The sequence below is a fragment of the Nostoc sp. CCY 9925 genome (assembly GCF_963920935.1).
Classification (GTDB): Bacteria; Cyanobacteriota; Cyanobacteriia; order Cyanobacteriales; family Nostocaceae; genus Nostoc.
Window position 1 is genome coordinate 20952 of the sequence record NZ_CAWUDO010000071.1, and the last position, 23818, is coordinate 44769.

Consider the following 23818-nt stretch of genomic DNA (forward strand, 5'->3'; position numbering starts at 1 on the left):
ATACACGTAAATTTATGTGAATTTTTTATGTTCAATTTTCTTTAGCAAACATACATTTTTATTAATTATATGAAGTTTTGTTAAGAAAGCCATCCCAAGTTAGAGGAATTTCAATAAACCAACTGATGCGGTATGTAAATAACGAAGCTTCTGGCTAGAATAGGGCTATGTCTCAAACTACTGCTACTGCAACCCCAACACGTCCGACGTTCATCCTCGTAGATGGACACTCTCTGGCTTATCGTTCATACTTTGCTTTTGCTAAAGGCCGAGATGGAGGACTACGTACAAAAACGGGGATTCCCACAAGTGTATGTTTTGGTTTTATCAAGTGCTTACTGGAGGTAATGGGAACACAACAGCCCCAAGCAATGGCTGTAGCCTTTGATTTGGGTTTGCCCACCTTCAGGCATGAAACAGATGATACATATAAAGCCGATCGCAAAGAAACACCCGAAGACTTTATTCCCGACTTAGAAAATCTGCACGAGTTACTCGATGGCTTGAATTTACCAATTTATACTGCTCCTGGTTACGAAGCAGATGATGTTTTGGGAACCTTAGCACAACGAGTAACGGCTGCTGGGTATAGGGTGAAGATTCTGACTGGCGATCGCGATTTATTTCAACTGATAGATGCTGATAAACAAATCACTGTTCTAAATTTTAGTCCAGATGCCTTAAAGCGTTCTACAAATAGCATTACTGAATTTGAGGCAGAACAAGTTAAACAAAAACTGGGCGTTTTACCTTCACAAATTGTTGATTTCAAAGCGCTTTGTGGTGACAAATCAGATAATATTCCTGGGGTTAAGGGAATAGGAGAAAAGACAGCAGTACAGTTGCTTAATACCTATGGTTCTCTTGACAATATCTATGCTGCTTTAGATGAAATCACAGGCGCAAATCAGAAAAAATTGGCAGCGGGTAAAGAAGATGCCCATAAGTCTCGATATTTGGCAACTATTGTTTTGGATGTTCCTCTAGAAATTGATTTAGAAGATTGCAAATTAAAAGGGTTTGATACAAGCGTTTTATCAGCAATTTTAGAAAAGCTAGAGTTTAAATATTTTTTAGGTAAAATAAACGAACTACAGCAACGTTTTGGCGGTCAAGTTGAAGAAGCACCAAAAGTAGAAACAGCAAAAACAGAAACTGAATTTGAAGACCCAGATCTTTCATTTTTTAGTTTTGCTGAAACACAAGCTGCACAACAAAAACCTGCATCATCAATTCAGCCACACATCATTAACACTGAAGCTAAACTGGCTGAATTAGTCAAGATTTTGCAAAAATTCACCAATCCAGAAATACCCATTGCTTGGGACACTGAAACCACAGATTTAGAACCAAGAGATGCTGAGCTAGTAGGAATTGGTTGCTGTTGGGGAACGAAAACAGATGAATTAGCGTACATTCCTACTGGTCACAAAACTGGAGAAAATCTAGATAAAAATTTGGTTTTAGAAGCACTACGTCCAATTCTTGAAAGTGTTAATTATCCTAAAACTTTACAGAATGCCAAATTTGATCGCTTAGTTTTCAAGTGTCAAGGAATTAAATTGGATGGAGTGGTATTCGATCCGATGTTGGCGAGTTATCTGCTAAATCCAGATTCTAGTCATAATTTGATGGATTTAGCACAGCGATATTTGGGATTAACGGCGAAAAGTTATTTAGATTTAGTACCTAAAGGTAAAACCATCGCTGATATAGATATTCCCGCAGTAGCAGATTACTGCGGTATGGATGTTTATTCTACCTTTGGTTTAGTGGCAAAACTACGTGCAAAATTGGAGAAAATTCCAGCTTTGTCTAAGCTATTAGTCGAAGTGGAACAGCCGCTAGAAGCAGTTTTAGCACAAATGGAATACATAGGTGTTCGCATTAACTCAGCTTATTTGCAAGAACTTTCACAGCATTTAGAAATAGAATTAGCCAGATTAAAAGAAAAAGCAATAGAAATTGCTGGAGAAAACTTTAACTTGGGTTCTCCTAAACAATTAAGCCAAATCCTGTTTGAAAAATTGGGATTAAGCACGAAATATTCTCGAAAAATTCAAACTGGTTACTCTACAGATGCAGCAACGCTAGAAAAACTTCAAGAAATCGATCAAACTGGATTTGTTGAGACGATAACTGAATACCGCACTTTATCTAAATTAAAGTCTACTTATGTAGATGCCTTACCTGTGTTAGTGCGTCCAGATACTCAACGGGTACATACTGATTTTAATCAAGCAGCAACATCAACTGGCAGGTTATCTTCTTCTAATCCGAATTTGCAAAATATCCCCATTCGTACAGCTTTTAGTCGCCAAATTCGTAAGGCATTTTTACCAGAACCTGGCTGGTTAATGGTGGCTGCTGATTACTCACAAATTGAATTGCGAATTTTGGCTCATTTGAGTCAAGAACCAATATTAGTGCAAGCATATCAGCAAAATGAAGATGTTCACACTGTGACGGCACGATTAGTATTTGAAAAAGAAAATATTACATCAGAAGAACGAGCGGTAGCAAAAACTATTAATTTTGGTGTGATTTATGGAATGGGTTCTTTAAGATTTTCTCGTTCAACTGGGATAGATAAGGGTATTGCCAATGAGTTCATTAAGCGGTTTAATGAACGATATCCTCAAGTTTTTGCTTATTTGGAGCGAGTGAAAAAAGAAGCGATCGCTCAAGGTTATGTAGAAACTATCCTCGGTCGTCGTCGTTATTTTGATTTTACCAACAACAGTTTACGCCAATTAAAAGGTAGGAACCCAGAAGATATTGATTTGACTAAATTGAAGAATTTGGGTGCTTATGATGCAGGTTTACTACGTTCGGCTGCTAATGCACCGATTCAAGGTTCCAACGCTGATATTATCAAAATTGCGATGGTGCGACTGCATGAGGTTCTGCAAAAATATCAGGCGCGTTTATTATTACAAGTTCACGATGAATTGGTATTTGAAATCCCTCCTGATGAGTGGGAAGAATTACAACCGCAAATTAAATCCGTGATGGAGAACGCAGTACACTTAAGCGTACCTTTGTTGGTGGAGGCGCGTGCGGGTGAAAATTGGATGGAGACGAAATAAGTTGAATATCCAGATTATAAGGGAGTGGAGACTGGGTAAGGGTTCTCAAATTTTGGAGCTTCAAACCCAATGATCGATCCCTAGTGCCTTTTAGTTATTCCCGTAAGTAAAGCCACTTTTTCGAAAAGATACTAGGCTCAAGTTAAAGCTTTGGTTAAATCTTGCTTTTTGTAGTCAAAAATACTAATATAATGAGCCAATTAGTATAATAATATTTATTGTCAAGAGAGTAATCACTCACGCCACTATAAATCTATAATTCAAGAAAGCTTTTTTAAATAAACCTTGTATAGATACTGGAGGGTAAAACAGTAACAAAATTCTTTAGGAATTTTGAACTTGTTTTTACTCGCCTTTTTTTATATCAGCAGTGGCTGTGGGCTAGGCAAAACCCTGGGCAATACTTGTCGGTTAAGGGGAAAAGGGGAAGGGGAAAAGGGAAAGAAAAAACCTTTAACCCTTACCCTTTAACCTTTTCCCCAAACCAAATTCTGAGTTCAAAATGCACAAAGCGAGTAGTATTGAAACCCTGGGAAGCTAGTTTCTAGTTTTGAATGTATAAGTACTAAGAGAACTAATGAATTTTTGCACTAAATGGTGCTGATACCAATTCACTAAAATTTTGAAACAGATCCAAATCCAGAAACCCTTGTCAAATATGGATTTATTAATTTTGAATTTTGAATTGGTATGAGTTTGTTCTGCAATTCTTATAGTAATTGTGCATGAAGATGCGCGAAACTATATGAGGAATAAAACTCACAAGGGATTTTATTATGTATCATCGTTGGCTTTTATCTGCTCTAGCATTTTTTTTGAGTGTAACTTTAGTTGCTTGCAACACTGCTAGTACTCAAAAGCTACCAAGAAAAGTAGCAAATACTACTGAAACAATTAACGCCAATTCGCAGCAATTACCAAAAAAATCAGCAACAAGAGTTGTTGCCCTTTCTTCTCTATCAGCTGATATTATCGTTCAACTTGACCAAACAAAAATTGTCGGAATTACTGGTAGTAAATTATTTAAAGATGACTCTCGTTTTAAAAATATTCCTCGTGTTAGTGAAGGTCAAAATGCTCCTAATTTAGAAAAGATTGTGGCACTCAAACCAGATCTAGTTATTGGTGCAGAAGGTTTTTCTAGTATTCCAATTCAAAAAATTAAGCAATTAGGAATTCCAACTTTGCTTACCCAGGTTAATAACTGGGAATCTCTAGAAAACTTGACTAAAACATTAGCTAAATTAATTGATGCCGATCCTCAGCCTTTGTTAAATCGTTACAAAACTTTCTTGCCAAATCAGTCTAATCAGAGCCTTACGGCTTTGGTGCTAGTTAGTCGTCAACCAATTTTAGCACCCAATAAAAATAGTTGGGCGGGAGATGTACTAATGAAATTACAGGTCAAAAATGTGGCAGCAGAATTACAAGGAAAAAGTCCAGTTGGTGGTTATGTGACGCTTTCGGCTGAGAAAGTTTTAGAGGCAAATCCAGAGGTGATAATTTTGGTTAATCCTCCCCAAGCTAATTCCGAAGCAGGGCTTTTAGATTCTTTGAAAAATGAGCCTTTTTGGAAGCAATTGCAAGCGACTCAAAAGAACCGAATTTATGTGTTTGATTATTATGGTTTAGTGAATCCAGGTAGTATAGATGCTATAGAAAAAGCTTGTCAGCAGCTGAAGCAAGATTTGTTTGGATTAGAGCGTAGTTAGGGTAATAAATATAATTTAAAAGTGGACATCGTTTTGTCTCACGTAGAGGCGCAGAAAGAGTTAAGAGATTGTTTTAATCTTTTACAGAATTGATTGGTTTTTGACGAGATGAGGTATTATTTTTACCTTCAAAAAAGCCTCCTCCAAGACTACGGAAATATAGCCCGCCTATGGTGAGCAAAAAACCGACATATGCCACGGCTTGAACGACATAAATTTTGTCACTGTAGCCAAATAAAGATTTGAGAATAATGCCAGGAAATTGTTCGTCTGGCAAAATTGTGGAAGTGTTTGAAACCATTGGTCCCAAAATACAGGAGTGGATTTTAGTAAAGCGTTCGTAATAGAAACAAAGGCTTTGTGTCGCGCGACTGCTAAGGGCAAAGTTAGCCACAGCGTCATCAAAATTTTTTAAGGCTGAAACTACTAACCCAGCGACAATCAATACTAATAAAACGCCCATTACCTGAAAAAACTGGCGGATATTAATTTTGATGCCCCATTTAAATAAAAGCACACCTATGGCGATCGCTACTGTTAAACCTGCAACTGCGCCGATGCTGGGTATTAATCCTTGTTGAAAGTTAGCAGCAATGAACAGAACAGTTTCAAAGCCTTCCCGAACAACAGCAATAAAAACTAAACTAAAAACACCCCAAGCGGCATTTGAGTTTTGTTTCAGTGCTTGTATAACTGCTCCCTCAACTTGCGCTTTCATAAATTTGGCTTGTTGAGTCATCCAGATTAGCATCCAACTGAGCATTGCGATCGCTAATACACTAAATACACCTTCCAGTAGTGGCTCAACTACGGAAGTATATTGAGGATTAGCAGCTCCGACTACTTGAATTATCCAACTGAATAGCACACCTATCAAGGCACTAACGGCAATACCAATACCGACACCGGCATATACCCAAGATTTCAGATTGGATTTTTTAGCTTTTTTCAGTAAAGCTAGCACAATTCCCACAACAAGGGCAGCTTCTACTCCTTCTCGGAGTGTAATCACAAAAGTAGGTATTGCAGTACTAAAATTCATTTTTTGTTATTAATCATTAGTTATTAATCATTTGTCATTAGCCATTAGTCATTAGTCATTTGCAAATGACTAATGACTAATAACTATTAACTATCTAACTAAAATCACGTAACATCTTTTTCAGTTCGAGATTATGCATCTCTTCTTGCCCTATCATGCCACGAGCAAATTCTTCTAGATAAACGCTGGCATCGTTGACAGTTTCCAGGAGACTTTTATACAGATCTAATGCCTTTTTTTCATGCGATAAGCTTTCTGCCAAAATATCTTTGACTGTATGCTTGTAGGTTTCTTCCATTGAGGCAATTTTTAAGGAGGGATGCCCATCTAAACCTGTGAGAATTTCTCCCACTTGTTGGGCATGAAGCAAAGATTCGCTTGCCTGTGCTTTAAAGAAAGCTACTATGGGAATGCGGTTAGGGCCAGTCACCATTAACGAATAATGTGTATAGCGTACTACTCCTGCTAGCTCAAACTCCATGATGGCGTTCAGTAGGTCAATGGTCTTTTTCTGGTCAAGTTCTTGCATCAGTTGTTGGTTGAAGTGACGAATAAAGTGTAATTAGTTAGGAGTTATGAGTTGGAAATTGAGTGTAGAAAGTTAGGAGTTATGAGTTGGAAGTTGATAATTTCTAAATTCTTAAGTTTTAACTCCTAACTCTTCACTCTTGGCTTTTAACTCTTAACTATCTCCTAATTTTAAACTCCTTACCCTAAGCTTCCCATTAAATTAAAGTGTTATCGTTGTACTTGGGAACTGGATTTATCAATCACTTTTTGAGAATTTTCCTCAATGGTTTTCACCAATTTGGTAACATCCTCAGGAGTCTTGACTGGTTTAGCTGGTGGAATTGCGGCAGGCCAAACTTTGATGAGTTCAGCAAAACTAGTATTAATTACTTTATCTGCTTCGGGGTCTTGTTGAGCTACTTGGCTAGAAATTCCTTTGTATAATTCATTGGCGTAAGTGACAAATCCACGAGAGTCTTGATACTCAATTGCTGCGGATATCTTACCATCTGCGATCGCCGCACCATATTCGGAATTAGCTGCATCCAGTAATTCGTTAATTACCTGTAATACAAATCCTGGTTGTGAACGTTCAGCTGGTGGTAAAGCTGCGATCGCTGTGTCAACTGCTGCCACTGAAGAAGTAAAATTAGTTTTAACTTTGCTATCCTTGGGACTAGATTTTACTAAATCTTGCAAACTCACCAAAGTTGTCTTAAATTCTTTAACTTTGCGCTCATTAAGTTGGTCTTCTACATCAACATAAATCTCCTCAACTGGATGCCCAATATGAGGTTCTGCCTGTTTCGGCTGATTTTGATCTAGCAGTTCTTTTGCTACTAAAAGATGTCCTTTCATTAAGCCTAATTTAGACATGTAGTCAACATCTTTTGCTTCACCTGTAAGTACTACATCTTGAACACCAACCTGGTCTTTAATTTGGTCGAACTGTTCCTGAGTAATCACTTTTTTTGTCACTAAATCTTCTGGACTACCGTAGGGTCGATTCGCCTGAATTTTGTTAGATAAAGCCGGAATACCCAGCTTGGCTTCAAATTTATCTAATTCTGACAATATAGCAGTATTAATGTTGATTTTTTCTTTACCACCGTGACCGCTATGACTGCTATTATTTGCTGCTGCCTCTGTAGCTTGAGGAGTAGCAACTGGGGCTGAGGGATTTTCTGCGGTTGGTGTACTACTACAGGAACTCAAGGTAATTATTGCCGCAGTCGCAACAGTTAAACAGATATAGCTGATTTTTATCATTTTTGCTCCTAGCACAATTTAAATTTATTAATCGCCGTCTTGCAAACTACAACCTGAAGGTGGTTTGTTTGACGCATTGTCATAGATTGTACTTTCGCATATAATGACATTTTTTATCAACTAGTTATTTAAAATTTTCAGGAATTAATGACGAATTACTTAGCTTATGATTTGCTTGAGTAGCAATAAGTAATAATTTTATTAGGAATTGTTAACAGTTTTTTGAGAGTTACTATCAGCAACTACTTCAAATTGACCCATACAGCCATTTTCGGCGATCGCATCTTGATGCGGATGAAACATATACTTACCTGGGTAGCGAAAAGCAAATTCTAAAATGTGCCTTTCTGCTATACCCATCGTAATCACATCACTTTTTTCACTCTTCTTCATACTCATGCCGTAGCGATAGACATCAAAAAAGTTGGCGTGGAGGTGAAAGGTGACTGCCGGATCGTATTCAATAATGTTGAGGACGTAAAGCCGAATCAACTGATTTTGATAAATCGGAATTGGATGATGCATGTAGTGATGAGGCAGGCCGTTAAAGGCGTAATAGTCATTATGGCTATCATCATTCACGTCATACCCAGACATCACTAGTACAATTTCATCAGCTGGCGGACGGGGAGTAGGAGGATCGATGATAAACATCCCGTACAGTCCCTTGGCGATGTGACGGGTGACTGGTTCAATATGACAGTGGTATAAGTGAACGCCATAAGGTTCGGCATCAAATTCATAAATTGTGGCTTTACCGTTACTGACTGGACGAATACCATCCATTTCTGCCGGATGAACGCCATGAAAATGCAAGGAGTGAGAATGTCCAGCATTATTGAGAAAAAGTACTCGCACGCGATCGCCTTGTTTGGCCCGTAGCGTTGGCCCTGGTATGCGGCCGTTTAAATCCCAGATGTTGTAAGAAACAGCACTATTGAGTTGAACAATGGAAGTACCCGCAGTTAACTGAAATTCTCTGATAGTACGCCCATTTTCTTGCTTCACCGTCCCATAATCAAAATCCCTTAGCATCTTCATTGGGTTAGCAACGTTGTCTGATGCTTCCATATCGAGTGGTGGCACTTTGACCATTGACCGACTTTGTAGATTCAACGTTTGCCAAAGTGCAGCTGCACCAGTCACTCCCACACCTGCTAAGCCCAGCTTTAGTAATTGACGGCGACTCCAGAGCTTTTCTTTACCCAGAGCAAAGTTGTTGGGCATGACATTTAACAGTTAGCACCAAAAAAGAATTGAAAATTATTTGCAATTATCCTTGTGTATATTATATGAATTAAAAATTATTGTCAATAATTTTTAAGTGCTTCAAAAGTGTTACTAAAATTATTAGATTCAGATTGAGTTAGAATCTAGCTTGAAAAAGGAAGTAGGCAATGGGGTATATTCCTGATTGCTGATTGTGCCATTTTCTCATGATTTAGTGTCTTGGAAAACTCTAGCTAAATTTTTGGATTTTTCGCAGTATTTTTACTTAGCAATTGTATAAATAGTGTCTCAATAAGACTCATTTTTTGTACTTGGTCCTGATATGTCTAATGGTTTAACAGTAATTGGAATAAATACATTACATATCAGAATGCCTTTTTATTGAATGTCATTAATAAGTGATTGGTAAGGTGTAGCATATTTAATTAGCTGACAGATAAAATAAATTGCATTTAAAGGATTTTTTGATATTTAGCAACATCATGATTTCTAATTTTTAATTAATTTTGATTTGTCATGTTCGTGTTAATCAAAACCATATGTCATTGTTGTGTTATTTGTATGGACTTTGCGTGTAGATTTCTGATCGCCATTAGCCAATATTGAAAGGATAGTATAGTATTCACTAAGGGCAAATTACCCAAGACATTTGATACACACTTGTCAAATTGGAACTCTATCGTATATCTTTTTGCAATCAATCTGTATCATGCCCTTTGATTGATGAATTACCCAAACTAATGATGCGAGGTCAAAAATGAGTACTCTTTCTCATATTTCAGTATTGCAGAAGACCGCAAGTATTACCTTGTCCAAGCCTGTGCAGATAACGCTTTATATGCTGCTATCTTCTTTGATTATCTGGACTGCCTTGTTCTCCAACTATCCTGCGGCGCACAATGCAGCACATTCAGCACGTCACCACACTTTAGGCGTTGCATGTCACTAAATTATCTAATTCCAAAATTTGACTGCTGGATTAGATAATGGTTTGACACCTAATAAAGTTATCAAAACGGAATTCAGGAGTCAGTCGTCAAAATTCATTTTAAATTTTGGCGACTGGTGGCTACATAAAGGGAGTTTTTGGACTCCAATCAAATAATAGATTTGTTGGTCGTTAATTAGTAGCATGTTGCAATCCACAAATCTGTGATTTTGACTTTTCAATTGTTCTTCAGCCTAAGCTTTTATGAAAAAAAATCGACTTTTTGGAGTTATCAGTGCTGTTTGCATCACTTTGTCAATTATTTATTCCTTGGTAGGGAATACTCAAATTCCTAGTTCTAGAGTGTTACTCTCTACCAATCCACCTTTAGAACGTATTCTTCCCTTTGAAGCAGGAACAGAAAAACATCAATCTCCTGTTACCCTGACACTACAAGCTGTTAATGCTGCGGGTAAATCGTTAGAAAATGCCAAAATTAGCTTAGAAATTTTGACGCCACCATCTAGTCCTTTGTTAACAACAGATTTTCCGATTGTTGAGGGAACAAAACTGTTGCAATTAAATGCCGTTGCTCCTGATGGTAAGCTAGAAATTCAGCAGATGTTACCCATCCGGGGAAATTATCAATTACTAGTTAAAGTGTCACCTTTGGTAGCAAATGCCTTTGCTCCCTATGAGCAAACTTTAAATCTTAATGTCCGAGAAAATCCAGTTAAGTATAAATATTTTGTTGTTATCGCAGCTATTTTACTATCAGTTGGATTGTTGGGTGGTTGGGTTATTGGCGGACAACAAGAACTACAACAAGGAGAAATTGCACCCCAGTCAGTACGCCTTTTATTAAGTACGTTGACAGTAGTAGCGATAGTAACTCTACTATTTATTAACATCAGTGCAGAAGTGGCCGAAGCTCATGGCAGTGGACACAACTCAAGTACTACCGAAGCCATAGCACCATCATCTCAAAAGTCGCAAGGATTAGAAATCCAACTCCAGGGAGATAAAAACGCGACTGTCGGTAAACTTGCAAATTTAGGGTTACAGGTGAAGGATACCACCACAGGACAACCGATTAAAGATGTAACCTTACAGGTAAAAGCGATCGCTCTTGAAGATAATTTAACAGTCTTTGCCTACAAAGGACTTACCGATCAAGAAGGTCAGTTAACATGGCAAGAGCAATTTTTTGATGGTGCGCCTCACAAAGTTGAGGTAGAAGCAACTCCCAACCCAGGATCTAGCCGTCAATTTACACCAGTAAAAGTAGCACAAGAAGTTGAAGTTGAGGCGATCGCACCACCAATTTATATCCGATTGATTGGTTTATTCTATTTTACTGCTATTGTCGGTATTGGTATGGGGATTGGATTGCTAATACAGCATCGACGAACACCACAACCAAGGGAAAATTAGTCATATCAATGCTTGACTAAGAATTCCAGCGAAAATAACAATGTGCATTAAGTAAGTAAGCAAGCAAGAAAAAATCAAACTATATTACGCAATGTCAAACGAATGAAATTGTCTTGTAGTAAGCGGTTATAGCCCTTACTACAAGCCTTTAATTATTAACGCTTGATATTTATTTATGCTCAACAGACAATCAGTACTTGAAAAATATTTTCCTCCTATTTGGCTACGATTTTTAATTATTATTTTGTTAATATTAGGGATATTTTTTCGCTTCACCTATCTCGATCGAAAAGTCTACTCCCACGATGAAGCATATACCTCATTACGAATTTCTGGTTACACGAAGACAGAATTTATTCAACAAGTCTTTAATGGAGATGTGTTTGCTGTTGGAGATATACAAAAATATCAACAGCCTAATTCTGAAAAACGTTTAATCGATACAATCAACTCTTTGGCGGTGGAGGATGCTCAACATCCTCCACTTTATTACGTGATGGTTAGATTATGGATGCAATTTTTTGGCAATTCAGTAGCGACTACAAGAAGCTTGTCAGCCATAATTAGCCTGCTAGCCTTTCCTTGCATTTATTGGCTGTGCTTAGAATTATTTCAGTCATCCGTAACGGCATGGATAAGCGTAGCTCTTCTAACAGTCTCACCTTTCCATGTGCTGTACGCCCAAGAGGCAAGGGAGTTCGGTTTGTGGATGGTGACTATTTTGTTAGGGAGTGCTGCATTGCTGCGGGCAATAAGGCTGGGTAGCAAGCAGCTTTGGGGGATTTATGCAGTAACAGTGGCACTAGGATTGTACACCTTTTTGTTTTCTGGGTTGCTGGCGATCGCCCACGGCATTTATCTATTTGCAATTGAACGCTTTCGATTCACTAAAACCGTTAAAGCTTATCTAATAGCAACTAGCGTCGGCTTTTTCGCTTTTGTTCCTTGGATTTTAATTGTTATTAACAGCTTGTCTGAAATTGAACGGACAACAACTAGTGCTCAAACCAGACAATCTCTGTCAGTTTTGGTTTCTGGCTGGATTGGTAATATTAGCTATTTATTTGCTGATTTTTGGCGTTACGAACCATTTTTTCCAGACTTGAATTTGCCAGTTTTGCGCTGGGGTCGATTTTTAATTCCCTTAATACTAATCTTGGTAGTATATGCATTCTTATTTCTTTATCGTCAAACAGAAAAACAAGTTTGGTTATTTGTTTTTATCTTAAGTGGAGTATTTACTTTAGTTCTCATCTTGCCTGATTTAATTATTGGAGGTAAAGTCAGTCTGCGACCTAGATATGTGACTCCATGTTATGTAAACATTCAGCTAGCTGTTGCTTACTTACTAGCGGCTCAAATTATTTCTTCTAAGTTAATAGCCCGCAAATTTTGGCAATTAGTAATAGTAGTACTAATTTCCAGTGGAGTTATATCCTGTGCTGTCAGTTCTCAAGCCGAGACATGGTGGAATAAAAGCAGCCATGCCAATCCTCAAATAGCTCGTATCATCAATCAAGCTAACAATCCACTATTAATTAGTAGTAATTATTCCCTAAATATTGGCGATCTCATGTCTCTGATTCATCTCCTAGATAACAAAGTGCAGATGCAATTGGTAACTGAACCAAGCATACCAAACATTCCCGATAGTTTCAGCGAGCTATTTGTGTATAATCCTTCTCAAAGATTTAGATCTGAGCTTGAGAAGAAATACAAACTAGTCGATGTTTTTAAGTATAGTAGGCTGTGGCGGCTAAAACAGAAAAGCAGCTAAATTTTATACATCATATCATTTGGATTCCCCAGAACTTAGTGTATTTATTTAAGTAGAATTTTATTATTTTCCAGATCGTAAAATTAAGATTTATTGAGAAATTAACAAAGTAATGCTGACAAAAATTGCTGTTGAAAAAATTCTTGAGCGTGCTTTGATGGGGTACGATTTATCTCCCGAAGAGGGGGTGCTATTGTTACAACAAACCGAGCCGGAAGCGATCGCTGCAATACGTAATATATCTGATACTCTACGCCACGCACAAGCAGGTGATACAGTTACTTACGTAATAAATCGTAATATCAACTTTACTAATATTTGCGAGCAACACTGTAGTTTTTGTGCTTTTCGTCGAGATAATGGTGATACAGGTGCATATTGGTTAGATTCGGCACAAATTTTGGAAAAGGCTACAGATGCAGTGCAACGGGGTGCGACGGAAATCTGTATGCAGGGGGGATTAAATCCACAAGCACAAATCAACGGCAAATCTTTGCCCTACTACCTCAAACTAGTAGAAACCATCAAACAGGAATTTCCCCAGATACATCTACACGCTTTCTCTCCCCAGGAAGTGCAATTTATCGCCAGACTTGACGGACTTGAATACGCTGATGTCATCGCTGCTTTACGAGATGCTGGTGTTGGCTCAATGCCAGGAACCGCAGCAGAAGTGTTAGATGATACAGTCAGGCGAATACTGTGCCCAGAAAAGATTGATACAGCCACTTGGTTAGAAATTATCAGCACCGCTCACAAATTAGGCCTCCATACCACCAGTACCATGCTATCTGGGCATATTGAAAGCCACGAACAGCAAATTGGGCATTTAGAAAAACTGCGATCGCTGCAAAAAACTGCCATCGAAGGGGGATATCCAGCACGGATTACAGAGTTTATTTTATTACCTTTCGTTGGGCAAGAAGCACCCAAACCCTTGCGTCGCCGTGTCGGACGCGACCAACCAGTTTTGCAAGATGCACTACTACTAGGGGCTGTAGCGCGGATTTACTTAGGAAATTGGATTCCCAACCATCAGCAGAGTTGGGTAAAACTGGGACTTGCAGGTGCAACAGAAGCCTTAGTTTGGGGTTGTAACGATATCGGCGGCACCTTAATGGAAGAACACATCACCACAATGGCAGGTGCCTTGGGCGGTACATGTATGGAAGTGGAAGCATTACAAACTGCGATCGCTTCTTTAGGACGACCTTACCAACAACGGGATACTCTTTATCAAAGAGTCATTAGTCAAAACCCTTCGGGTAGACAAAAGGGTAAAGTTTAAAGGGAAAGGGGAACAACAACGGAAAACGAGAAAGGTTAAAGGGAAAATGAGGGATCTTCCCTTTGCCCCTTGCCCCTTGCCCTTTGCCCTTTTCCCCTTGGCAAAGCCATCTCCCCCACTAAATTGATCCCCAAGATACCAATACAGGATACGATGGACGTTGATTTACGTATTCTTTTAGTTAATGCATATGAAGCGATATTGGTCGCGTCTGCTTGCGCTGGTTTTGGTTGTATCTATCGGCTTGATGGGTTGTTCTGGCAGTCCAGATAGTTTGACTGGCGATTATCGCCAAGACACTTTGGCTGTTGTCAATATCATGAGAGAAGCCATAAATTTATCACCAGATTCACCAAACAAAGCAGCAATTCAAGGAGAAGCGCGTCAAAAAATTAATGACTTTTCAGCTCGTTACCAACGGGCTAACTCTGTTTCTGGTCTTGGCTCCTTTACAACTATGCGAACAGCTCTCAACTCCCTAGCTGGACACTACAGTTCTTACCCAAATCGTCCAGTACCCGAAAAACTCAAAAATCGCTTAGAGAAGGAGTTACAGCAGGTAGAAACAGCACTCAAGCGTGGCGGTTAACTCTTAACTATTACCTATTCCATGATTAAGAGTCAGCAGTCTCAAGTTTTGATTCTTCAATCCTGAGTGGAGGCGGAGTGTCTCCAACTCCACTCTTGACTAAGTTCTCAACTTAATCTTAGTCTAAGTTGAAAATTTTAAATTTTATACTAAACTAATTTATACTCCCTTAGACGTTGTTTGAAAAGTGTTTCGCTGTGACTTTAGGCACTTCTAGATCCTCCCTAACCCACGCCAATCGCTTCACTTGGGGAGACCTCAAGACCGCGCTGGCTCCTCTTAAAAAGGGGGGACTGGAATCAAAGTCTCCCTTAAAAAGGGAAATTTAGAGGGATCTAAAACTTTTGATACCAACAAGAGGACTTTTCAAACATCCTCTTAAAGAATGTCTAATAGCTTCTACATTAAGAGGAAAGAGATTTATAGTATATATTTTGACTTTGAAAAAATTTTTTAAGTGTAAGTAACAGTATCTTTAATTCAAAAATCCCATTGATTCTGCGAGATTTTCAATAACTAAGGTACGGATAGAGTCTAGCTAATACCAGGGTAAAGTTGCTCTGTATTTATATGTTTTATATTCAAGTTTATGTATTTATGTGTTTAGAAAAAAATATGGCAACAGAAATAGATATTTGGCAGTCTTGAAAAAGTAGGTTTTAAAACCCTGATTACTCAACTATATAATTTGATACAAGTTGCTCATAACCATCTGAGTTGGAGTGATTAATTTTTGTGTCCATCTACTAGCAGCTATGTTTAATCGTCCTTTGAACGTTGCAAGATCAACATTATTTTGGCGACGCCTATTCGCTGTGGTTTTCAGTAGTAGCTCATTACTTTCCAGCTTTGGGAGCCAACCAGCCGCATCGCAAGTAACCCAGTATTGTCAGTTATCACCAGGGGCGGCGCAAGAAAAAGAAAAGTTACGTTTATCAGCCCTCAAAGGCAATCAAAATGCCCAGGCTGGATATCAAAAAATATTACAAGAACAGGCACAGGAATTACGAGAATGTCGTAACCGGACTTGGCCACAAATCCAAGCCCTTTGGTTGCGCTTGTATCCCTGTGATATTCAGCCAGGAACAATCGATCTGGTTATGGATCGGATTGTCAACGGTGGCTATAACCAAGTTTATTTAGAAGTATTTTACGATGGGCAGGTATTATTGCCAGCAACTGCTAACCCGACTGTTTGGCCTTCTGTGATTCGTACTCCAGGAACAGAAAACATCGATTTACTGTCTCTAGCGATTCAAAAAGCTCGGCAACGGGGTTTGAAGGTCTACGCTTGGATGTTTACCACAAATTTCGGCTATACTTACGCCCAGCGAAAAGATAGAGAAGCTGCGATCGCTCGCAATGGCAAAGGTCAAACGAGCTTATATGTTGTAGATAATGGCTCTCAACTATTTATCGACCCCTATAACCCCCAAGCAAAACGCGATTATTACCAATTAGTACAGGAAGTTTTACGCCGTCGTCCAGATGGCTTGTTATTGGACTACGTGCGCTATCCCCGACAAGCAGGAAGCGATTCTATCGCCACCAAAGTCTCAGATTTATGGCTATTTAGTCCTGCAATTCAAGAAGCTTTATTTAAACGGGCACAGAATTACAAGGGACTGGACTTAATTCGCCGCTTTTTGAGCAAGGGATATGTCACCGCTGGAGACGTAGCAGAAGTTGATAAACTTTATCCTCAAGAAAGCGAACCTCTTTGGCAAGGACGCATTCCCCCAACAGCTGAAAAATCGATTCAGCCTGCAACTAATAGACAACCACTTTTACAGTGGGAGTTGTGGCAACTCGCCGTTGCCCACGCCATGCAAGGAATTTTAGATTTTGTCACCATCGCCAGTTATCCAGCAAAACAGCAAGGTATTCCCACAGGAGTGGTGTTTTTCCCTGATGGTAACCAAACTGTCGGACAAGGCTATGATTCTCGTTTGCAACCTTGGGATAGATTCCCCACAACACTGGAGTGGCATCCCATGTCTTACGGGACTTGCGGTAATGCCAGTTGTATCGTGTCTCAAGTGCAGCGAGTTTTGAGTATGGCAAAACCAGGTACGCAGATAATCCCTGCTTTAGCCGGTCAGTGGGGAAAACCTGTTAGTAATCGTCCACCCCTAGAAGTGCAAATGCAAGCACTTCGGCAATTCGCCCCCCAACTCAAGGGAGTTAGCCATTTTGCCTATTCTTGGCAATATCCTCAGAATGATAGCGATCGCAAATTTTGTCGCAATCGCTAAGGGACTTCCAGTTAAAAAAATATCCCATCCCTGCGGGACGCTCCGCGAACGTAGGGGCGTACACCTGTCATTAGTGTCAACTTAAGCTCAAACACGCAATTTTATTTCGTTTTAGATCCCCCAACCCCCTTAAAAAGGGGGCACAAGATTCTAGTTCTCCCCTTTTTAAGGGGGGTTAGGGGGGATCGAAAATCTAGGTGGTACATCGACAAATGTTCAAATGCTTATCAGGCTAAGCTTTCACGTTAAGTTGACACCCATGCACAGGTGTGCGCCCCTACAAATGTACGAATAATTTGGGATAATTTATTTTTTGGAAGTCCTTAACCAGAATTCTGAATTTTGAAATTAAGTTAAGGTCAAGTCCTCTGGAGTATTACAGTTAAACAGCATTTCTGGTTCTGGTAGAGGCAAAACTTCTACAGGATATTGCTGCAACCACTCCTGAAACGATCGTCCCCCTTGGTTGATAAAATCCAGAAGTTGTGGCAAACAGCGACGGCGATAAAAACCACACAGAGGTTCCCAGCCTTTGGGATGATGAGCTAAAGCTGCGATCGCATCATCCCCCACAGTATCAAGTCTAGTTGCCCATTCTTCCAACACCTCAACCCGCAATCTCGGTAAATCGCAAGCCAGCAACAACACCCATTCTGTCTGTACTTGGGCTAGTCCTTGGGCAAACCCAACTAAAGGCCCGTGTGTTTGGGTAGAAGCAGAAGGCAAAGGTACTTCCTGGATAAACTGACAACCAGACAAAAGCAAGTCTTGATAGCGTTCTGGCCAGGAAGTTACTACATAAACAGTATCAGCACACCCTTTGGCAATGTCACAAACTCGCTGCAACAACGGCACTCCTTGAAGGGGAATCAGGGCTTTATCCTGACCCATACGAGAACTATTGCCCCCAGCTAAGACAATTGCCGTTAATTTGCAGCAAGTAAACCTAACACCGCTGCCTTCTTCATTTTTACCCACTCTCTACTCCCTAATCCCTACTCCCTACTCCCCTATTCTGACTTTGCTGGACTTGCTGCAATAACCGCTCTACACTTTCTGCTGGTGCAAGACACTTCAAACCTTGGCAAACTAACCCAACACTTCCCTCTGGTAAATCAGATACCACAGCAAACACGGCACTCGGCAGAAAGTTGGGGAGCAGAGAGTTTAATTGCTCTGTTGTACTGCGAATCAAAGTTGAATTACGATACCAATCCAAGGCTGTAAACAAGCTCGGACAAGCTTGGGGAGCGCGATGCATCACACTCTTAAAAGCTTTTAAACCTTGTTCAGCTAAATCTAAATAATGTAGATTATCGGTGAGTAAGGCCAGACGCACAAGGTTAGCGATCGCTACTCCATTCGCTGATGCTGTGGCGTTATCGGCGTAACTCCGCTCTCGCACAATTAAATCTTGACTAGAATCACTTGATGCGTTATAGTATCCACCTAATTCCACGCTCCACAGAAATTCATTAAATTCATCTTGGATGGCGATCGCTGTTTCTAACCATTGCTTATCCTCAGGGTTGGAAGCTTGTAAATCCAAAAGAGCTTTGATAAAAAAGGCGTAGTCTTCAGACTGGGCTAAAACGGTTGGTTCACCTTGATAGTTCAGTCGGTGGAAGCGCCCATCAACAAACTGACGATCTAAAATGAAATTTGCCGCTCGTGCCGCTAATTCCAGGTATGATGGTTCTCGGAATACTCCCGCAGCCTTAGCCAGCCCAGAAATTATCAAGCTATTCCAAGCGACAATCATTTTCGTATCTGTCACTGAGGGAATGCGACCTGGCCAGTTAGTGGTTTTTGCTTCTTGGTTGTTGCGAGCAGGGGGAAAAGTTTCGAGGGACTCAGGACTAGCGCCATAACGAGCTCTAAACAGTTTGCTTAGTGCTGTTTCCAGTGTTGCGCTCAGTTGCCCGATATGGCGTCTTTGCAAGACATTCTTGCCTTCAAAGTTTCCATTAGGAGTTACCGTAAACTGTTGTTGTAATTCCGTAAGTTCTTCAGGGGTTAGCAATTGTTGTAGTTCGCTGTAACTCCAGACGTAAAAGGCTCCTTCCTCTGGCTCGACTGTTGTGGGTTCGGTGAAGCTGTCAGCATCTTGAGCAGCATAAAAGTAACCTTCAGGCGCGGTCATTTCCCGCTTCAGCCATTGTATAGTACCAGCGATCGCCCTTTCAAAAGCTGGCTCTTGTATTCCTGCACTCCACAAACCAGCTAGATACTCGACAATTTGTCCATTGTCGTAGAGCATCTTTTCAAAGTGGGGTACTGTCCAAGTCGGGTCAACAGTATAGCGATGAAACCCACCGCCCACATGGTCATAAATCCCTCCCAGTGCTAGGTCTAGTCCCCGCTGGGTACAAACTTCCTTGCCATCATATCGAGATTCAAAATTAAATCGAGTTCCTCGCAGTGCTAATTCTGCGTAGGGGATCATCGGAAAGCTATTGCCAGTTTGATTAGGAGTAATTATGCTTGTGCTGGTTTCCCAACCTTGTCGGAGAAATTCATGGTCTTCTAGCTCATTAGTTGTAGCGTCTTGCAATACCGCAGATGTGAGCAGCGACTCAATAATTATGGCTTTGCGTTGCTGTAAATCTTTTTTTTCTGTATCGTAGTAACGACGTAACGCTTGTAGCACTTCTAAAAAGCCAGGACGACCATAGCGTTGGTCTACAGGAAAATAAGTACCAGCATAAAACGGCACTAAATCGTCTGGGGAAAGAAAGACATTTAAAGGCCAACCCCCTTGACCGCTCATCATCTGTAAAGCCTGCATGTAGATGCTATCGAGGTCAGGTCTTTCTTCCCGATCTACTTTGATAGGGAGAAAATTGGCATTCATGTACTTAGCGATCGCTAGATCCGAAAAAGCCTCGCCTTCCATCACAGTACACCAGTGGCAACTAGAGTAACCAATGGAGAGAAAAATCGGTTTATCTTGCGCTCTTGCAGTTGCAAGTGCTTCGTCACACCAAGGCCACCAGTCAATGGGGTTTTCGGCGTGTTTTTGGAGGTACAGGCTCTTAGCTTCAGCAAGGCGATTAGTCATAATCAAATGCAAGTAGTTGCCTTCTTTGCTCAGTCTACCCTGTTGTCAGGAATGTTCGTCTAGATTGCTATGTGCATAACAAAGAAACCCTAGAAGAAGATTATTCTTTGGTCATGAAAAAAATACAGTTCAGTTAAGGCCAAAAACTAAAACTGATATCGCTTGAGTTGAAAAGCGTAGACACCCTAAGGGTAGCCCAAGCGTTTTGGGATAAAAAACACTAATGTAAGTAAGTCGGTGCAATAAAACCAAACTGTGTGAATAAAAGAAAATAAGGCTCAAACTCTTTCTCCCCCTGCTCTCTGCTCCCTGCTCCCTGCCTTATCCCAACAATAATTATTTACGCCGACCTACTTAAGTTTTGAATATCACCTACAACTGTGCGATTTGGAAATTATTTTTACTCAAAAGTACGCAAAAGCAAACTGACGATAATATTTGTTGGCGTTTGGGGCACAGGTGATGCTGTTCTTGTCTGAACTATAGTATTCGAGCTAAGTCCTGCTATCAGGTGGAGCAAGAAGGTGATGATGGCGGCTTGTACAATTTTTTCCCGCATGGCACGTCTCTCTCTAGATGGATAGCATTTCAATTAGGACTGGTTATTCTAAATACACCTTGTACTATCGATTTACCGAATCTAACAAAAATAATTTGACAAATGTCGAAGGAAATCCTGAAGAAATGTTTAAAATGTTACTTTCATTTCATAGAATTTCCCAACCAAGTCAAATCACCACATCGCCAAAGTCATACAGCAAACGTTGAGATATGCCCTTGGCAACAGTTGGAGTTTTTCGATTGTTCTTCCCTAAACAGGGACATTTTGAAAGACAGCCTTTGCAGTTAAAAAGTGCCCTGAGTGCAACCGACGATCAAAAGGGTTAGAATTTTATTTCTTATCTCCCAGAGAACAGGAGAGTTAACAATTCAAAATTCAAAATGACGCTCGCAGACACGGCTTAGCTGCGCTAACAAAATTCACGCATTAAAGACAATTTCAGACGAAGAGGAGTGCGGTCTTGGGGTCTCCCCAAGAGGAGCAACTCCGGGGGATTTAAACCCCGACTGAAACTGGGGCTACCTGTAGAGGTAGGGGTCTTAAACCCTTTTATTTACGATAAACTCCAGTTTCTTGTTCTCATCGATAAAATGTATTTAATATAGCCACAAACACGCTTCCATGATTCCTATCGTTATTGAACAATCGGGTCGAGGTGAACGCGCCTTTGACATCTACTCACGGCTGTTGCGTGAGCGCATCATTTTTTTGGGACAACAAGTTGACAACAACATCGCTAACTTGATTGTTGCCCAACTGCTGTATTTGGATGCTGAAGACCCGGAGAAAGACATTTATATGTATATCAATTCTCCCGGTGGTTCAGTGACGGCTGGCATGGGCATTTTTGATACCATGAAACACATTCGCCCTGATGTCTGTACCATTTGTACTGGATTGGCAGCGAGTATGGGTGCTTTTCTCCTCAGTGCTGGTGCCAAGGGTAAGCGGATGAGTCTACCTCATTCTCGAATTATGATTCATCAACCTCTAGGTGGCGCTCAAGGACAGGCGACTGAGATTGAGATTCAGGCGCGGGAAATTCTCTACCACAAGCGGCGGCTAAACGAATATTTAGCCGAACATACTGGTCAACCAATCGAGCGTATTGCTGAAGATACCGAACGTGACTTTTTTATGTCACCAGAAGAAGCTAAAGATTATGGCTTGATTGACCAAGTAATTGACCGCCACGCTGCTGGTAGCCGTCCGGTAGCCCTTGTTTAGTTATTAATCATTAGTTATTAGTCATTAGTCATTAGCAAAATACAGAGGACTAATGGCTAATCAAAATCTTGCTAACATATCTGGCTGAGATAGCAGGAATTCAAGGAATTCCTGCTATTTTTTATTGGTGAGCAAACTACGCGATCGCTTCCCATAAGTTTTAATCAGATGTTCCCGCCCCTGGTCTGTTGTCCAGCCTAAGCGCTGCATTTCAAAATCTATTTTTTGACCTATTACTTTAGAGAAATTAAAAGGTTCCATACCTTAATTAGTATTTCAATAGCCTGTGTCTTTTGCCATCAGTCCTTACAAATCACAAATGACAAAAGACAAATGACTATTGACTAACTAAAATCCCGCTAGCGGGTCTGGCTGAGATTGGAGGTATTTGAGAAATCCGTGCAATTCTTCTTCAGTTAGCAAAGTGCGCCCCCGCTTGCCGTAGGTTTTAATCAGATGTTCGCGTCCTTGTTCTGGAGTCCAGCCTAAGCGCTGAAGTTCAACATCTGTTTTGGCAATTACATCGGATAAATCTACGGGTTCAGCTTTTTTCTTTCTCTTGCCTGTACTTATTTGCGGAACTGCATCCTCTTGAGGACTATAATTCCGAGGTGTAAATGGTGTGACATTACTGGCAGAAATTCCTGGAAAGGTTTGATTTTCTATCTGTTTACTAGATAGCATTTCCAAATTTTCGACTGGAGGATCAAATTCTAGTTGTCGGTTAGCAGCCAAAGCAAACTCTTGACCTAAATCTTGGCTATAGGTATCGCTTATGCTTGGCGCGTCAGCTGTCAGCTCTCTTGTGCTGTTGGCAGGTGGCGCATCTAAATTCTCGGTTGTTACTGGTTCTAGTTTGATATTCCGTTGTCTAGAGGAGGGTATGGATATTTCGTTGTCGCTGACAGCTGACCACTGAGGAGCAACAAATTCCTTACTTTTTGTAGGAGAATAAGTAGACTCACTCAATCCTCCTTTACTGTTCAACGAAGGATTTGGCTGTGCTTGAGAAATTGATTCCTGTGGTGCATTAGTAATTCCCAAAACCGTCAACGCCCTGGTTATGGCTTGGTCTTCTGCTGCTTCTATTGTTTCAGCTGCTGCCATACCCGTAGCACGGGTTACACCTTCAATTTGTACGCTTGCCCGGACAATATATTTTCCTTGAAAAATTTCAACTAATTCAGAAATCAGGCTGCCGTTGGGATACAAGCTCTGGAATTGAGCCAACATAGTACTGTTACCAATCTAAAGGGAGTGGGGAGTAGGGAGCAAGGGATCGGGAAGCAGGGGAGCAGGGGAGCAGGGGTGAAGAGTTTTTCCCCTCTGCACCCTGCCCCCTCACCCCCTGCCTCTTTCCCCATGCCCAATGCCCTAAAGTAATATTCTTGCTTTGCCCCGTGTCCCAATTGTAGCAGTAGCTCTTTTTTGAGGAAATTTTTGGCTGGTGACAACTTACCTGGGTAGTTTTGTCTGTAATGCTATACTATTTACCCAACTTAATGTCTATAACTATTTTGTGGAAGTGCGCTCTAAATCTACAATAATGAAGATAAGGTTCGCCCTCACTGCTTATTAAGCTGCTCGCCTAATTGTTACCGATTCTACGTGTGGAAAAATTGGGTTTACCAGCAGTTCCTCCTAGTTAAAAATCAGAGTCTAATGGCGTAAAATTACCTTCAATCTAGACAATCAAACACCTGTGGTTTTCACGCCACTTGACGGCAGTTGCTCATGGGGGAAACCACGCCAGTTGCTCATGGGAGAAACCACGCCAGTTGCTCATGGGGGAAACCACGCCAGTTGCTCATGGGGGAAACCACGCCAGTTGCTCATGGGGGAAAC

Annotated in this window: 18 protein-coding genes; 9 read left to right on the top strand and 9 right to left on the bottom strand. The window is 40.5% G+C overall.

Going from position 1 to position 23818, the window contains the following annotated elements; translation table 11 throughout:
- The first annotated feature begins 167 nt into the window (after nt 1-167).
- Nucleotides 168-3089, top strand: a complete 2922-nt coding sequence (gene polA / locus ACM0OY_RS27940) for a DNA polymerase I (RefSeq protein ID WP_414572042.1) — start codon at nt 168-170, stop codon at nt 3087-3089.
- Nucleotides 3090-3865: 776 nt separating this feature from the next.
- On the top strand, nt 3866-4801 hold the full coding sequence (locus ACM0OY_RS27945; RefSeq protein ID WP_414572043.1) for an ABC transporter substrate-binding protein: 936 nt from the start codon (nt 3866-3868) through the stop codon (nt 4799-4801).
- Nucleotides 4802-4874: 73 nt separating this feature from the next.
- Here ACM0OY_RS27945 and ACM0OY_RS27950 read toward each other — a convergent pair whose 3' ends face one another.
- The 4 genes from ACM0OY_RS27950 to ACM0OY_RS27965 form a co-directional block, all read right to left on the bottom strand.
- Nucleotides 4875-5843, bottom strand: a complete 969-nt coding sequence (locus ACM0OY_RS27950) for an FTR1 family iron permease (RefSeq protein WP_414572044.1) — start codon at nt 5841-5843, stop codon at nt 4875-4877.
- Nucleotides 5844-5937: 94 nt separating this feature from the next.
- A complete protein-coding gene (locus tag ACM0OY_RS27955; protein WP_414572045.1) occupies nt 5938-6372 on the bottom strand; it encodes a ferritin-like domain-containing protein in 435 nt (144 codons plus the stop codon).
- 209 nt (nt 6373-6581) lie between these two features.
- Nucleotides 6582-7622, bottom strand: coding sequence for a ComEA family DNA-binding protein (locus ACM0OY_RS27960; protein WP_414572046.1), 1041 nt, complete (start codon nt 7620-7622; stop codon nt 6582-6584).
- A 201-nt stretch (nt 7623-7823) separates the two neighbouring features.
- Complete coding sequence (locus ACM0OY_RS27965; RefSeq protein WP_414572047.1) at nt 7824-8849, bottom strand: multicopper oxidase domain-containing protein; 1026 nt, start codon at nt 8847-8849, stop codon at nt 7824-7826.
- 760 nt (nt 8850-9609) lie between these two features.
- On the opposite strand from ACM0OY_RS27965, the gene ACM0OY_RS27970 reads away from it, so the two are divergent.
- The 6 genes from ACM0OY_RS27970 (at nt 9610) to ACM0OY_RS27995 (ending at nt 17123) form a co-directional block, all read left to right on the top strand.
- The gene (locus ACM0OY_RS27970) at nt 9610-9801 is read left to right on the top strand and encodes a CbtB domain-containing protein (RefSeq protein ID WP_414572048.1); all 192 of its coding nucleotides are present in this window, start codon (nt 9610-9612) and stop codon (nt 9799-9801) included.
- Nucleotides 9802-10044: 243 nt separating this feature from the next.
- A complete protein-coding gene (locus tag ACM0OY_RS27975) occupies nt 10045-11214 on the top strand; it encodes a hypothetical protein (RefSeq protein WP_414572049.1) in 1170 nt (389 codons plus the stop codon).
- A 175-nt stretch (nt 11215-11389) separates the two neighbouring features.
- Nucleotides 11390-12991: a glycosyltransferase family 39 protein gene (locus ACM0OY_RS27980; RefSeq protein WP_414572050.1), complete on the top strand. Its 1602-nt coding sequence runs from the start codon at nt 11390-11392 to the stop codon at nt 12989-12991.
- Nucleotides 12992-13103: 112 nt separating this feature from the next.
- Nucleotides 13104-14279 (top strand): 7,8-didemethyl-8-hydroxy-5-deazariboflavin synthase subunit CofH, encoded by a 1176-nt coding sequence (cofH, locus tag ACM0OY_RS27985; RefSeq protein WP_414572051.1) that lies wholly within the window; start codon nt 13104-13106, stop codon nt 14277-14279.
- A gap of 190 nt (nt 14280-14469) precedes the next feature.
- Entirely contained in the window at nt 14470-14868 is a 399-nt protein-coding gene (psb27, locus tag ACM0OY_RS27990) for a photosystem II protein Psb27 (RefSeq protein ID WP_414572052.1), read from the top strand.
- Nucleotides 14869-15623: 755 nt separating this feature from the next.
- On the top strand, nt 15624-17123 hold the full coding sequence (locus tag ACM0OY_RS27995; RefSeq protein WP_414572053.1) for a family 10 glycosylhydrolase: 1500 nt from the start codon (nt 15624-15626) through the stop codon (nt 17121-17123).
- Between the two features lie 348 nt (nt 17124-17471).
- Here the strand turns inward: ACM0OY_RS27995 and ACM0OY_RS28000 are convergent, their stop codons facing one another.
- The 3 genes from ACM0OY_RS28000 to ACM0OY_RS28010 all read right to left on the bottom strand — a co-directional run bounded on the left by ACM0OY_RS28000 (nt 17472) and on the right by ACM0OY_RS28010 (nt 20743).
- Nucleotides 17472-18101, bottom strand: coding sequence for a molybdenum cofactor guanylyltransferase (locus tag ACM0OY_RS28000; protein ID WP_414572054.1), 630 nt, complete (start codon nt 18099-18101; stop codon nt 17472-17474).
- A gap of 10 nt (nt 18102-18111) precedes the next feature.
- Complete coding sequence (locus ACM0OY_RS28005) at nt 18112-20184, bottom strand: thioredoxin domain-containing protein (protein WP_414572055.1); 2073 nt, start codon at nt 20182-20184, stop codon at nt 18112-18114.
- 400 nt (nt 20185-20584) lie between these two features.
- Nucleotides 20585-20743, bottom strand: a complete 159-nt coding sequence (locus ACM0OY_RS28010; RefSeq protein ID WP_414572056.1) for a hypothetical protein — start codon at nt 20741-20743, stop codon at nt 20585-20587.
- A 624-nt stretch (nt 20744-21367) separates the two neighbouring features.
- Between ACM0OY_RS28010 and clpP the strand changes: the two genes are divergently transcribed.
- Complete coding sequence (clpP, locus tag ACM0OY_RS28015) at nt 21368-21973, top strand: ATP-dependent Clp endopeptidase proteolytic subunit ClpP (RefSeq protein ID WP_414572057.1); 606 nt, start codon at nt 21368-21370, stop codon at nt 21971-21973.
- Nucleotides 21974-22087: 114 nt separating this feature from the next.
- Here clpP and ACM0OY_RS28020 read toward each other — a convergent pair whose 3' ends face one another.
- The gene (locus tag ACM0OY_RS28020) at nt 22088-22234 is read right to left on the bottom strand and encodes a hypothetical protein (RefSeq protein ID WP_414572058.1); all 147 of its coding nucleotides are present in this window, start codon (nt 22232-22234) and stop codon (nt 22088-22090) included.
- Between the two features lie 87 nt (nt 22235-22321).
- Entirely contained in the window at nt 22322-23206 is an 885-nt protein-coding gene (locus ACM0OY_RS28025; RefSeq protein WP_414572059.1) for a hypothetical protein, read from the bottom strand.
- Nucleotides 23207-23818: the final 612 nt, after the last annotated feature.